The sequence below is a fragment of the Natronorubrum marinum genome (genome assembly GCF_052040125.1).
GTDB lineage: Archaea > Halobacteriota > Halobacteria > Halobacteriales > Natrialbaceae > Natronorubrum.
In genome coordinates this window covers 56834-70113 of sequence record NZ_JBPPFV010000004.1, presented here as the reverse complement: position 1 = coordinate 70113, position 13280 = coordinate 56834, and the positions used below count along the sequence as shown (strand labels likewise).

12 protein-coding genes are annotated in these 13280 nt (G+C 61.2%); 10 read left to right on the top strand and 2 right to left on the bottom strand.

The features are described 5' to 3' along the window. Positions 1–23 precede the first annotated feature (23 nt). Genes ACSFC5_RS20375 through ACSFC5_RS20360 form a run of 4 tightly spaced genes read left to right on the top strand, consistent with a single transcriptional unit; the run spans position 24 to position 4217 of the window. Positions 24–986: a carbohydrate ABC transporter permease gene (locus ACSFC5_RS20375; protein WP_440767056.1), complete on the top strand. Its 963-nt coding sequence runs from the start codon at positions 24–26 to the stop codon at positions 984–986. 2 nt (positions 987–988) lie between these two features. Next, positions 989–1921: a carbohydrate ABC transporter permease gene (locus ACSFC5_RS20370; RefSeq protein ID WP_440767055.1), complete on the top strand. Its 933-nt coding sequence runs from the start codon at positions 989–991 to the stop codon at positions 1919–1921. A gap of 3 nt (positions 1922–1924) precedes the next feature. Further along, positions 1925–3070 (top strand): ABC transporter ATP-binding protein, encoded by a 1146-nt coding sequence (locus ACSFC5_RS20365; protein WP_440767054.1) that lies wholly within the window; start codon positions 1925–1927, stop codon positions 3068–3070. A gap of 1 nt (position 3071) precedes the next feature. Then, on the top strand, positions 3072–4217 hold the full coding sequence (locus ACSFC5_RS20360; RefSeq protein ID WP_440767053.1) for an ABC transporter ATP-binding protein: 1146 nt from the start codon (positions 3072–3074) through the stop codon (positions 4215–4217). A 1002-nt stretch (positions 4218–5219) separates the two neighbouring features. On the opposite strand, the gene ACSFC5_RS20355 is transcribed toward ACSFC5_RS20360, so the two are convergent. Then, positions 5220–5537: a fibronectin type III-like domain-contianing protein gene (locus tag ACSFC5_RS20355; protein WP_440767052.1), complete on the bottom strand. Its 318-nt coding sequence runs from the start codon at positions 5535–5537 to the stop codon at positions 5220–5222. 236 nt (positions 5538–5773) lie between these two features. On the opposite strand from ACSFC5_RS20355, the gene ACSFC5_RS20350 reads away from it, so the two are divergent. Beyond that, entirely contained in the window at positions 5774–6535 is a 762-nt protein-coding gene (locus ACSFC5_RS20350; RefSeq protein ID WP_440767051.1) for an IclR family transcriptional regulator, read from the top strand. A gap of 102 nt (positions 6536–6637) precedes the next feature. Here ACSFC5_RS20350 and ACSFC5_RS20345 read toward each other — a convergent pair whose 3' ends face one another. Further along, on the bottom strand, positions 6638–8146 hold the full coding sequence (locus ACSFC5_RS20345) for an alpha-N-arabinofuranosidase (RefSeq protein ID WP_440767050.1): 1509 nt from the start codon (positions 8144–8146) through the stop codon (positions 6638–6640). A gap of 168 nt (positions 8147–8314) precedes the next feature. Here ACSFC5_RS20345 and ACSFC5_RS20340 point away from each other — a divergent pair, with 168 nt between their 5' ends. The 5 genes from ACSFC5_RS20340 (at position 8315) to ACSFC5_RS20320 (ending at position 13235) form a co-directional block, all read left to right on the top strand. Beyond that, positions 8315–9088 (top strand): SDR family NAD(P)-dependent oxidoreductase, encoded by a 774-nt coding sequence (locus tag ACSFC5_RS20340; protein WP_440767049.1) that lies wholly within the window; start codon positions 8315–8317, stop codon positions 9086–9088. 416 nt (positions 9089–9504) lie between these two features. Continuing rightward, entirely contained in the window at positions 9505–10812 is a 1308-nt protein-coding gene (locus ACSFC5_RS20335; protein ID WP_440767048.1) for an extracellular solute-binding protein, read from the top strand. 4 nt (positions 10813–10816) lie between these two features. Next, complete coding sequence (locus ACSFC5_RS20330; RefSeq protein ID WP_440767047.1) at positions 10817–11728, top strand: carbohydrate ABC transporter permease; 912 nt, start codon at positions 10817–10819, stop codon at positions 11726–11728. After that, entirely contained in the window at positions 11725–12591 is an 867-nt protein-coding gene (locus ACSFC5_RS20325) for a carbohydrate ABC transporter permease (RefSeq protein ID WP_440767046.1), read from the top strand. Before ACSFC5_RS20330 ends, ACSFC5_RS20325 begins: the two co-directional genes overlap by 4 nt. Next, on the top strand, positions 12588–13235 hold the full coding sequence (locus ACSFC5_RS20320; protein ID WP_440767045.1) for a DUF624 domain-containing protein: 648 nt from the start codon (positions 12588–12590) through the stop codon (positions 13233–13235). Before ACSFC5_RS20325 ends, ACSFC5_RS20320 begins: the two co-directional genes overlap by 4 nt. The last annotated feature ends 45 nt before the right edge of the window (positions 13236–13280 follow it).

Below are 13280 nucleotides of genomic sequence, written 5' to 3'. Positions count from 1 at the left end.
GGTAGAGAGAAACGGATAGTCAGATGGCAACGCACGACACGACTGAAACCACGGATTCGACGGCAGGACCGACCGAAGAGGTGGTAGACTGGCGGACGAAGCTCAGGTACTTCCTCAACAGCGACTTCGTTCGGTCGTCGCCGTACTGGGGGATCCCGTTCGTTCTCATGGGAATCGCAGTGTACGGTGGCATCGGCTACAACCTCGCGATTTCCTTTACGGATTACGCGGGAATCGGCCGTCCACAGTTCGAGAACTTGAGCCTCGAGATGTATCGCATGGCGCTTGCAGACGGATCGTTCAGGGCAGCTGCGTTCCAGAATTTCGTGCTGCTCGTCGGGTTTACGTCAGTTTCGCTGGGGCTCGGACTGTTCCTGGCAGTCCTCCTCGATTACGGTATCAGATACAAGGAGACGATCCAGACGATCTATCTCCTGCCGATGGCCCTCTCGTTCGTCGTGACGGCACAGCTCTGGTTGTGGATGTACAGTCCCGGCAACGGAGTGTTGAACGTCTTCGTGACGACGCTCGGGTTCGAACCGATCGATTGGCTGGGCAATCCACGGCTCGCCCTCGCAGCCGTGATCTTCGCACTCGTCTGGCAGTTCAGCGGGTACGCGATGGTCGTCTTTCTGGCCGGGCTTCAGTCGCTTCCGTCTGACCAGTTCGAGGCCGCGAAAGTCGACGGGGCGAGTCCGACAAAGACGTATATCCGGATCATTATTCCACAGCTCAAGCAGGCGTCCGTCGGCGCCGCCGTCGTCCTGATGCTGTTCGCGCTCAAGGCGTTCGACTTCCTCTACGCCATCACCGGCGACTATCGGCCACCGAACGGAACCGATATTCTGGCGACGCTGATGGTTCGAGAGGCGTTCCAGTACGGACAGTGGGCGTACGGCGCGGCGATCGCGACGATGCTCCTTCTGCTTTCGCTCGCCGTAATCGCACCGTATCTGATCTTCCAGTACCGACAGGGGAGCCTCTAACAATGTCACAGTCAACATCCGACACGAACCTCGACGTTGCATCGGTCGTCGAAGACGTCAATCTCAGACGGATCGGCCACTACACGCTGATCGTCCTCTTCCTCGGGTTCTTCCTCCTCCCGTTGATTACGGGACTCATGACGGCGCTGAAAACGAACGAAGCCATCGCTCGGACGGTTCCGTTCATACCGCCACTGGGAGAAGGCTTCACGCTCGGGAACCTCGAGTACGCCTTTAACCAGCTTTCGCACGCGTTCGTCAACTCGCTGCTGATGGCGATTCCGGCGACGATCATCAACGTGTTGCTCGCGAGTATGGCAGCGTTCGGGCTGACGATGGTCAAATGGCGCGGCCAACTCGGGATTCTGATCCTGTTTCTCATCGGCATCTTCGTGCCGTACCAGGCCGTGTTGGTTCCCCTGGCGCGGTTCTGGAACAACACCTTCCCACTCGCTAACATGATCTCGCCGCTGTTCGCGACGGTACCGTTGATCCAGAGCTATCACGCCGACCTGGTGCCGTTGATCATCACCCACGTCGCTTACGGGATTCCGATCTGTATGATCCTCTTCCGGTCGTACTACCAGAGTCTACCGAACTCGCTGGTGGAGGCGGCCAAGATCGACGGCGCGAGCATCACGAAAATCTATCGCCGCATCATCTTGCCGATCTCGAAACCGATGTTCGGCGTCGTCTTCATCTACCAGTTCACCCAGATCTACAACGAGTTCCTGTTCTCGTTTACCCTCATCTCGAGTGCGAACTCGCCGGAAGCGCCCGTCACCCTGATCATTCCAACCATCGGGACGTCGACTTCCGGCATCGACTTCGGGATCCGGATGTCGGCGGCGTTCCTCGCGGCGTTGCCGACGATCATCCTGTACGTGGCGTTCGCCGAACAGTTCGCGAAGGGACTGGAAACGGAGAGTGCATAACCAATGGGACGAATTCAACTCGATCAGTTGACGAAGCGATTCGGAGAGACGGTCGCCGTCGAGGACGTGACGCTCGACGTCGAGGACAGCGAGTTCCTCGTATTGGTCGGCCCGTCGGGCTGTGGAAAGTCGACGACGCTTCGCATGATGGCCGGTCTCGAGACCCCGACGTCGGGAGACCTCTACATCGCCGGCGAGCACATGAACTATCGCGTCCCGCAGAATCGAGACATTGCGATGGTGTTCCAGGATTACGCTCTCTATCCGCATATGACCGTTCGGGAGAATATCCGGTTCGGTCTGGAAGAGGAAGCGGGCTACACCGCCGACGAGATGGACGACCGCGTCGAAGACGTCGCCGACACGCTCAGCATCGACGACTTGCTGGATCGCAAACCCGGCGAGCTCTCGGGCGGCCAGCAACAGCGGGTCGCGCTCGGTCGCGCCATCGTTCGCGATCCGGCGGTGTTCCTGATGGACGAGCCGCTGGCCAATCTCGACGCGAAGTTGCGCGCGGAGATGCGGACGGAACTCCAGCGCTTGCAAGCCGAACTGGACGTGACGACGGTCTACGTCACGCACAACCAGACGGAAGCGATGACGATGGGTGACCGAATCGCAGTGTTGAACGAGGGACGGCTACAGCAGGTGGGCGCTCCGCTCGAACTCTACCACGAGCCCGCGAATCAGTTCGTCGCCGGATTCATCGGCGAACCCATGATGAACTTCCTCCACGGGCGGCGGTCCGAGGACGGATTCGCCAGCGAACACATCGAGTATCCCTTCGACGAGCGTCTCGAGCGGGCCGTCGGCGACGTCGACGACCTCGTCTTCGGCGTCCGTCCCGAAGCGGTCGACGTTCGCCGCGCCGACGAAACGTCGGCGGAACGACTCGGACCGTACGAGTTCCCGATGACCGTCACCGTCACTGAAACGCACGGTAATCAGAACATCGTCTCCCTCACACACGCCGACGACGCGACCGATCACGACGCCCTCCGTGCGGTGACCGACGGAATGCACATCGTCGACGTCGGCGAGTCGGTCGTCGTCACCATCGATCCGGATGCCGTCCACATCTTCGACGGGGCGACCGGCGAAGCGCGTTGTAACCGCCGACTCGAAACCGCACGCGAACTCACGATCTAACATGGCACGCCTAACACTCGACGACGTAACCAAGGAGTACCGGGATGGAGAGATGAGTGTCGTCGCCGTCGAAGACGTCTCCATCGACGTCCCCGACGGGGATTTCCTCGTCCTCGTCGGCCCCTCCGGCTGTGGGAAGTCGACGACGCTGCGGATGATCGCCGGCCTCGAGGAGATCACCGACGGGGAGATCAGACTCGACGGCAAATCGGTCAACGACGCCTCCGCACAGGAACGGGATATTGCGATGGTCTTCCAGTCGTACGCGCTGTATCCTCACAAAACCGTTCGCGGAAACATGTCCTTCGGTCTGGAGGAGTCGACGGATCTCTCCGACGAGGCGATCGCCGAGACGGTCGAAGAGACGGCAGCGATGATGGGGATCGAGGAGCTGCTGGATCGCAAACCGGGTGAGCTCTCGGGCGGCCAGCAACAGCGGGTCGCGCTCGGTCGCGCCATCGTTCGCGATCCCGACGTGTTCCTGATGGACGAACCGCTGTCGAACCTCGACGCGAAACTGCGCGCGGAGATGCGGACGGAGCTACAGCACCTACAGGAACAGCTCGACGTCACGTCGGTCTACGTCACGCACGATCAGACCGAGGCGATGACGATGGGCGATCGGATCGCAGTGTTAAACGACGGCGAACTCCAGCAGGTCGGGACCCCACTCGAGTGTTACCACGAGCCGAACAACCTGTTCGTCGCGGGCTTTATCGGTGAGCCGTCGATGAACACCTTCGATGGACAGCTCGAGGAGGGCGCAATCGTGATCGACTCCGTCGAGTACCCGCTGTCGTCGGACGCGCGACGCAATATCGAGGCGGGAACGGATCTCGTCCTCGGCATCCGCCCGGAAGACGTACGGATCGTCGACTCTCGATCGGGCGACCGACAGTTCGAAGCCGAGGTTGCCGTCGTCGAGCCAATGGGGAACGAGAACGTCGTCCACCTTCGGTTCGACGGTACGACGACCGACGGCGAGTTCATCGCAACGACCGAAGGGATCCCGAGCGTGAGCGCCGGCGACCGGGTCGGCGTTGAGTTTCCCGAAGCGGCGATTCACCTCTTCGACGGCGACAGCGGCGTCGCGCTCAAGAATCGGGAACTGTCGTTCTCCGGAACTCGAGACGAACTGCTGTCCTAAGAGCCGGAATCGACAGTGGTTCGCTCCGAAAGCTAAAGTAGCCACTGAACGTCACTGCACACCTGACCGCAGGACTGTGTTACGATCAGTGTGTAAATCGTTTCAATTGGTACTATACCGGACGTACCGGTAGTGACGACGGATCATCGTCTCCAAACCGATCTTTCTTAGAACTGGTGCCCACCGTCTCACCGTAATCGACGGCTCGGAAGGTAGGTCACGATCTCCGGAGGTCATCAGCGACGGCGACCGAGCACAGACCGAAAGCGTCGTCGAACGTCGTCGTACACGGGGTTCGTGAGTCGATCGACTACCGAGCGACTCGCGGGCACCGGTTGCGTCCTCGAGCGACGCCTATTCGTACCCTGCCGTCAGGTCGTTACCTGTACAGTATACAGGTTGTCCATTCAAGCAGACTGGCGTTCTCAAACAGAGAACTCTTGTTTAGATATAGTTCAAGCCATCTCATTGTGGCACGACACTCCCCCAAAATCGGCATGTACTCGCCAGTTCGACAATCCACCAACCCACAAGTCAGATCGGAGCGAGTTTAATTACAAAAGTACCTTTGTAAATATCCGAGCGGTTGTGGGATCTCGAGTCGCATAAGAGGGGCGTCTATACCCACCGTTGACTGGCAGAGGTCCGTCCCAAGCGATCGGTCGTGATGAGATTGACTACCGCCGAAACGCGGAGAATAACGCCTCAGAAGTCCATCAACCGGCTAGTGAGGTGCGATATCAGCCGGGCCCCTTCATGGCAATTACTAACACAGCACATTGTGAGTAAGCCCAAATTCGTTCTGTAAAAGTGTGGATCGTTCTGTATTGCAGAAGGAGTTTTCGCACGACTCCAGTCTCCGCTTCGTGAGTCGGAGCTGACGACTACGGTTCCCGTTCGACGACGCCCATCGTGTTGTAGTGTCCGATGCCATCGCAGCCGTGGAAAGATACCCGAAAACGGCGGGCGGGACGCTATTTTCGAGAACGCGGTCAGTACACGCTACTCGATGGAATCGACGGTTACGGGCGTAACGTACGTTCGTCCAGTCTTCGGAACCGCCTTCGTCGCCGCGACATCGAGCGATTCGCTTGCCACGATGTCCACGGACGAACGTTCGATACGAACCTCGTAGGGTCCCTCCTCGACGGTGAGGTTCATATCGAGGTCGTGGAAGGCGAGCTGGGTCGCCGACAGTTCGAAGGTGACGCGCTTCGATTCACCCGGCTCGAGCGAGACGCGCTCGAGGAGATCCTCGACCCGTCCCGCAACGGCTGCTGTTTCGTCCCGGTACCTGGTAGTGGACTGTTCTCGTGTCACAGTCACCAATCGAGAGCGATCGGTTTAATCGTTCTGACAGTACCACCCCATTCGAGACCGACACGAAGCGGTTCGTACACCACACGCAGACCGTTGCGTGCCAGTCGAGCGACACTCGTAAATGAGAAACGACGGGAGCCGTTTCGTTCTGGGGTGCATGACTCAGTGTGAGTGATATGGAATCTAATTCAGTGATACAGAACAACCTATATGTAGGTGCAGTGTGAGCTAGAACCATGGCAGAGCCGAAACATCCCGTTCGAACCGTCGGCAGGACGTTCGAGATCCTGGAGGTCATTCAGGAACTCGACGGTGCCGGCGTCTCGGAGATCGCCGACCGAGTCGATATTGGCAAGAGCGCCGTCCACAACCACCTGATGACGCTCGCGAACCACGAGTACGTCGACAAAGACGGCGACGAGTACCACATCGGGCTGTCGTTTCTGGGACTCGGCGCGTACGCGCGAAACCGGACGCCGATCTACGACACGGCTCAGTCCCAGGTCGATCAACTCGCCGACGAAACGGGGGAGTTGGTGAATCTGCTCGTCGAAAAGAACGGGATGGGGGTCTACCTCTATCAGGCGAAAGGGGAGAACGCGGTCGAACTGGACACCCACGAGGGAAAGCGCGTGCAGATGCATTGTACGGGCCTCGGAAAGGCAATACTCGCGTTCCGACCGCAATCCGAGGTCGACGAGATCCTCGACGAGCGCGGGCTTCCGGAGGTCACACCGCACACCATCACCGACCGCGAAGCGTTCCACGCTGAACTCGAAGAAATTCGCGAGCAGCGCTACGCGATCGACCGCGAGGAGCGACTCAACGGGCTACGCTGTATCGCCGCGCCGATCACCGACGATACGGACCGAAGCATCGCCTCGATCAGCGTCGCCTGTCCGGTCCACCGCGTCGGTGACGAACGGTTCTACGAGGACCTGCCGGAGTCAGTTCTCGGCGCGGCGAACGTGATCGAACTCGAGCACAACTACTCCTGAGTCGGACCGTCGACTCCGCCGTCGCCTATCGGCACTACGCACCTCGTAGGTACATCGGTCCAAAAAATCGCATCCGGAGGGTCGATAGCGGCTTCGAGTCGATTACTCGATCGAGACCGCAGCGACCGTCGACGGGGGGAGTTCCGCGACGATCGACGAACCGTCGACCGACACTGACAGGTCGGCGGCGGTGAACTCGTCCGCGTTGTCAGCGGTAACCTCGAGGTCGGGCTCCTGGTCGGCGAACAGAATCTCGGCCCGTACGTCGCCCTCGCTGAGAGTCGCAGCCTCGAGGGCGATCTCGACGGTCCGTTCCGCACGGCAGTCGAGGTTCGTGACGGTGACGTACGTCTCGTCGTCGCCGATCGAGGCGGACGCGCCGACGAGCGGCAGTTCGCGGTCTTCGCCGTCGTCGGCGAGTTCGCGAGTCGGGGCGGAGACGGAGGTTCGGACGGCCTCGTTCCCCTTGTGAGGGGCGTAGAAATCGAAGACTCGGTAAGTCGGGCGGGCCCAGGCGTCGTCCTCGTCGGTCTCGACGAGACACTGGAGGACGTTGACGGTCTGTGCGATGTTCGACATCGTCACGACGTCGCTGTAGTCGTTGAAGATGTCGAGGACGGCCGCCGCCGAGAGCGCGTCGAGAACGGTCCCCGGCTGCTCGAGGCCGGTGTCGGCCGTCGCCTCGGGATGCCAGGACCCCCACTCGTCGACGATGACGCCGATGTCGCGGGTCGTCGCGACCGCGTTGATTGCCGCGGCGATTCGCTCGATGTGGTCTTCCATCTCGAGGGCTTCGACGAGGAACTGGTCGTACTGGTCCTCGTCGGCCTCGGCAACGGTCATCGTGCGTCCGTAGTAGTGGTGGAGGGTGAGGTGGTCGAGAGGGAACGAGGCCCCCCACGGAGCGCCGTTTACCTCCTCGAGGAAGCGGCGGTTCCACTCGTGCCCCTCGAACCCACAGGCAATGAGCTCGAGTTCGTGATCGAGCATCAGATTGTCCATGGTTCCGACGTAGGTCGCAAAGCGGCGGTACTCGCGGGCGTACTGTTCGGGGGTCATCCGACCGCCACAGCCCCAGTTCTCGTTGCCGAGGCCCCAGTAAGTGACGCCGTAAGGCTCCTCGTGGCCGTTGTTCCGGCGCCGGTCCGCCAGTTCGGTGTCGCCGTCGTAGTTGCAGTACTCGACCCAGTTTGCGGCTTCCTGTGGGTCGCTGGAGCCGACGTTCGCCGCGAGGTACGGCTCGGTGCCGATGCGCTCACAGAGTTCGAGGAACTCGTCGGAACCGAAGGCGTTCGACTCCTCGGGCGTTTCCTCCGGTCCCTGCGCCCAGAAGAGGTTACGACGGCGCGGTCGTTCATCCCGCGGCCCGACGCCGTCCTCCCAGTGGTAGTCGTCGGCGAAACAGCCACCAGGCCACCGAAGGACAGGGAGTTCGAGGTCAGCGAGCAGCGAAACGGTGTCCTCGCGGAAGCCGCTCTCCGCGGCGCTGTCACCGTGCCAGATTCCGCCGTAGATACAGCGTCCGAGGTGTTCAGCGAAGTGTCCGTGTACTTCCGGCGCAATCCGATCGATACTCGCCTCTGTATGAACCGCTATGCGTGCGTCTGTCATGCACTGGTTCAGTATTTGCACATGGCAATATTAATACTTCGGGTACTAACAAGAGAATAATGGGTGAGACGTAGCGATCGACATCGATTGCTGTGAGAGTCGCACCGAGCCGGCAGACAGACGATAGCGATGAGAAGTTTCATAGCAGAGTGTGAGAGAAGCTGGCGTATGGACGACTACACGCACACACCGGTGACTGTCGAGGACAAGCGAGCCGTCGTCGTCGGTGGCACCAGCGGTCTCGGACAGGCGATCGCCGTCGGCTTCGCGGCCGACGGTGCCGACGTCATCGCGACGAGCAGAGGTGAGGAAAACGTCGAGCAGACCGCCGACCTCCTCGAGGACCGCGGGGCGACGACGGCTCGCGTCACCTGTGACGTCACCGATCGGGAGTCGCTCGAGACGGTTCGGGAGGTCGCCGAGGAGACGCTCGGCGGGATCGATATCGTCGTCGCCTCGCAGGGGGCGATCTCTCGAGAGACCGTCCTCGGTATCGAAGACGACGACTGGGAGTTCGTCACGAGCGTGGCACTCGACGGCGTGCGACGGGTGACCCAGACGTTCGCGCCTGCGATGGACGAGAGTGGAAGCATTATCAACATCTCCTCGCTCGCGGCGCGATTGTCGATGGCGAATCTGCCAGCGTACTCGGCGGTCAAAGGCGGCGTCGAGGCGTTCACTCGCGCTTCGGCCAAAGAGTTGGCACCCGAGATTCGAGTCAACGCCATCGCCCCTGGCTTCTTCATCACGCCACAGAACGCCGACACCTACGCCGAGGGGACCGACAAACGAGTCCGAATCGACGAGCGAACGCCGCTCGGTCGCGTCGGCGAACGCGAGGAACTCATCGGCGCCGCGATCTACCTCTCGAGCGACGCGTCGTCGTTCGTCACCGGCGAGGTGCTCACCGTCGACGGTGGGTTCGCCGATAGTGCGTTCTAGTCGCTACGACTCGCCGGACTGATCGATCGGCTCGGAGCCGCGTTCGCATCGGTTCGGTGTAAGCCACTGCAGGCGATCGGGCGGTAGCTATAGTAGCTACTGGAAGTCAGTGCACACCCGATCGCAGGATGAAACGCGGTTCGAGTGACGCGAGAACCGCGGACGAGCGAATAGTGCGGGACCACAGGTCCCGCATACCGCGCGACCGGGCCGGAGGTCCGTGAGCAGACGGGGGGGCGACCCGTGAGCTATGCGATCGGTGTGTAGACAGTTCCAGTTGGTACGATATCGTCCGTTCCGTTCCTCCGTGGGTCGTCTCGTGTACCGATTCGGTTTGTCAAATAGTATGGGGTATTATATATCAACGGATGGGCGGTCGTAACATATATATGTACATCTATGATTGATGGTGGTGTATGACAGCAGGTAACAAGAAGAGGGTTCCACAGACCCCTCGCTCGAGCACTCGTCAGCCCCCGAGGTGCGCGAGTCGCCGGGGGCTGCTTCGGGCAGCGGGTACTGCCGGCCTCGCGGGGCTCGCTGGCTGTACCGGATTCGTCGGGAGGGCTCAGGAGGGTGTCGAGTACTGGACGTTGTTCGGTGGCGGTGACGGTGTCGTCATGGAGGAGATGGTCAACGAGATCAACGAGAACGACGAAATGAACATCAATCGACAGCGAGTGCCGTGGGACGAATACTACGGTCGCCTGTACACGTCGATGGTCGGCGGAAACGCGCCGGACCTCGCGATCATGCACTCGCGAATGATGGACGAGTACGAAGACAGTCTCGTGGCGGTCACCGACGAAATCGGCACGGAGCCGTACTTGGAGGAGGTCGCTCAGGGCGGCATCGTCGACGGCGAACAACTCGCCGTCCCGCTCGATAGCCACCCGTTCGGTCTCTACTACAACAAGGAAATCTTCGAAGAGGCCGGGTTAGATCCCGAGGACCCGCCGGAGACGCCGGACCAGTTCGTCGACGCGGCCAACGCGATCGTCGAAAACACGGATCACTACGCGTTCGACTCCTTCGATGGCGAACAAGGAGTCGAAGTAATGCGGATGATGTTAGCCAGTCGAGGTGGACGGCTCCTCGACGACGACTACAACCCGGCGTTCGAAACGGACGACGGACTCGCGGTCGTCCAGGAGATGCACGACTGGGTGCACGAACGGGACTGGGTTCCCGTCGATCCGGACACCGGCTGGGACGCCTGGAATCGAGGTGAGGTCGGCATGCGGCTCGAAGGGTCGTGGCACATCAGCGTCGTTCGCGAAACGGAGTTCGAGTTCGGGATGACGAAACCGTTCATCATGCCGGACTCGACCGATCCCGTGACGCTCGGAGAGAGTCACATGATGATCATCCCCCAGAGCGAGGACCGCGATCAGGCTCGTCTCGAGGACACGATCGAGACGATTCGACTGCTCACACAGGAGTTCAATCCGCGGTGGGGGTACGAGGCCGGTCACCTCCCCGCGAGCGAGGCGGCGACCGAGAGTGACGAACTCCGCAACTCCGAAACGTGGTCGCAGACGCTCGAGACCTTCCACGAGATGGTCGAGGAGGACGAACTCCTTCGGCCGCCCTCGACGCCGAGAACGAGCCAGTACATGGAACAGATCTACCAACCGCTCGACGACATGCGCGCCGGGAACCTGACTCCGGAAGAGGTAATCGAGGCCGCTGCGGATGGCGTCCGTAATACGTTCAGAAATTAACACTATGGCACAAGCAAATCAACAGACCGAAACGAGCGATTCGGGACGCCTCGATCTCTCGAAGTCGTCGACGCGCGAGTGGATCGCGGGGGTCTCGTTTTCGATTCCGTACCTCCTGATCGCCGGACTGTTCCTGTTCGGACCCTTGCTCCTCGCGCTGTACATGAGCTTCCACGACTGGAACGCACTCGAGCCGGGCCAGTCGGAGTTCATCGGCTTCGAGAACTACCGGATCCTGCTCTCGGATCCGGAGTTCTGGAACGCGCTGTGGAACACCGTCTACTTCGTCGTCCTCACGGTGCCGCCGATCGTTATCGGATCGCTTCTGCTGGCACTCGGCGTCAACCGCGACGTGAAGGGACAGTGGCTGCTACGGACGATATTTTTCAGTCCGTACGTGTTGACCGTCGCGGTCGTCGGACTGCTGTGGGCGGACATCTTCAACGCCTCGGGACTCGTCCCGTATTACGTCGGCGGCGGAAACTGGCTGAACTCCCACAGCCTCGCGATGCCCGCGATCGCTATCGCGACGATCTGGTGGCAGCTGGCGTTCAACTTCATCATCCTGCTGGCCGCGCGACAGAACGTCTCGGATCGCCTCTACGAGGCGGCGAAACTGGACGGCGCGAGCACGTGGCGAATGATGCGCGACATCACCATCCCGCAGATGCAGAATCCGCTCATCTTCGTCGTCATCGTGACGTTCGTGGGGTCGTTCCAGGTGTTCGGCCAACCGTTCATCATGACCGACGGCGGTCCATCGTTCTCGACGACGACGATCGTCCTCTACCTGTACGATACGGCGTTTACCGGCCGCGACTTCGGCTACGCCGCCGCGGTCGGCTACGTGCTGTTCATGATCCTGATCGCCGTCTCGGCGACCAGCTACTACTTCCTCGGAGGTGACGACCGATGAGTACGAAATCGACGACCCTACGCGACAGTCTAACGATCACCGACGAACGGCTCCGAACCATCGCGCTGTACGTCGGACTGTACGGCACGGCGGCGCTGTTCCTCATCCCGTACTGGTACATGTTCGCGACGTCGTTCATGACGCGCGATCTGGTGTACGCCGAGGTGCCCCACCTGATCCCGTGGGACGTTACGCTCTACTGGTACGAGTACCTCCTCGCCAACTCGCTGATCGGCATGTGGACGGTCAACACGCTGATCCTGGCGGGCGTGACCACTCTCGTGGTGCTCGTAATCGACGCGATGATCGCCTACTCGCTGACCCGCCTCGAGTGGCCGGGTCGGCGCGTCATCTTCGCGGTCATCGTGGCGAGTTTCATGGTGCCCGGAATCGTCAACCTCGTCCCGGTGTACATCATTGTGAGCGAACTCGGGTTGGTGAACTCCATGTGGGGCGTCGTCCTCCCGAGCGCCGCGAACCCGCTGGGCGTGTTCATGCTCGTCCAGTTCTTCAAGGATATCCCCGAAGAACTCGAGGAGGCGGCGCGTCTGGACGGGTTCTCGCGGCTCCGGGTCTTCACCCACATCGTCCTCCCGTTGATGCGGTCGGCGCTCGCGGCGCTCGGACTGTTCATCTTCATCTGGACGTGGAACGCCTTCGTCTGGCCGCTGCTCATCCTCCAGAGCGAGACGATGTACACGCTGCCGATCGGACTGGTGACGCTGCAGGACAACCTGGGCGTCACCGAACCCGGCGTGATCATGACCTCCGCGGTCATCGCGTCGATCCCGCTCCTGATCGTCTTCCTCGTCATGCAGAAACACCTCGTCAGAGCCGTCGAAATGCAGGGGACCACGAAATGACCCGACCAACCGATCTCGACCCGATGTACGCCTCGCTCAAGCGGACGGGACGGTTCGTCTGGGCGAACCTCGTCTCGATCGTGTGGATCAGCATCGGCTGGTTCCTCGCGTCGCTGCCGATCGTCACGCTCGGCCCGGCGACCGTCGGGGCCTACCGCGCCGTGCTGTCGCTTCGGGAAGACGGGCACCACGGTATCGATCGAGCGGCGGTTCTCGAAACCGTCCGCCGCCAGTTCGTCCACGCGACGCTGCTCGGACTCGTTCCGCTCGTGCTGCTCGCGATCGCGGCAAACTACGCGCTCGCGTACCTCGTGAGCGGAACCATCGTCGCCGGTCTGCTCGCGCTCTGCTGTGCGTACGCCGGTCTGTACGCCTGGCTCGTGTCAATCCCGACGTTGCTCGGTCTGGCAGAGGGGAAATCCGTCGGCAGCGCACTCGGTGACGGATTGCTCTGGACGGCGCGCCACGCCGTCGGCGCAGTCGCACTCGGCGTCGTGACGAGCGCGTTGCTCGTCGTCACGTCGCTGCTGACCGTCGCCGTGGCGCTCCTGTTCGCCGGCGTCGCGTTCGCGCTTCACGTCGAGTTCATCTCGAGCGTCGCCGAGCGGGAGGCCCAGGTTACGACGGTGGTGACCGAGCGATGACCGGACGCGCTGACCGATCACGGAAAGCCACCCCGGGAACGGGTG

Coding starts and splice junctions, on each gene's coding strand:
- ACSFC5_RS20375 (WP_440767056.1), top strand. CDS start 24: ATGGCAACGCACGACACGACTGAAACCACGGATTCGACGGCAGGACCG.
- ACSFC5_RS20370 (WP_440767055.1), top strand. CDS start 989: ATGTCACAGTCAACATCCGACACGAACCTCGACGTTGCATCGGTCGTC.
- ACSFC5_RS20365 (WP_440767054.1), top strand. CDS start 1,925: ATGGGACGAATTCAACTCGATCAGTTGACGAAGCGATTCGGAGAGACG.
- ACSFC5_RS20360 (WP_440767053.1), top strand. CDS start 3,072: ATGGCACGCCTAACACTCGACGACGTAACCAAGGAGTACCGGGATGGA.
- ACSFC5_RS20350 (WP_440767051.1), top strand. CDS start 5,774: ATGGCAGAGCCGAAACATCCCGTTCGAACCGTCGGCAGGACGTTCGAG.
- ACSFC5_RS20345 (WP_440767050.1), bottom strand. CDS start 8,146: ATGACAGACGCACGCATAGCGGTTCATACAGAGGCGAGTATCGATCGG.
- ACSFC5_RS20340 (WP_440767049.1), top strand. CDS start 8,315: ATGGACGACTACACGCACACACCGGTGACTGTCGAGGACAAGCGAGCC.
- ACSFC5_RS20335 (WP_440767048.1), top strand. CDS start 9,505: ATGACAGCAGGTAACAAGAAGAGGGTTCCACAGACCCCTCGCTCGAGC.
- ACSFC5_RS20330 (WP_440767047.1), top strand. CDS start 10,817: ATGGCACAAGCAAATCAACAGACCGAAACGAGCGATTCGGGACGCCTC.
- ACSFC5_RS20325 (WP_440767046.1), top strand. CDS start 11,725: ATGAGTACGAAATCGACGACCCTACGCGACAGTCTAACGATCACCGAC.
- ACSFC5_RS20320 (WP_440767045.1), top strand. CDS start 12,588: ATGACCCGACCAACCGATCTCGACCCGATGTACGCCTCGCTCAAGCGG.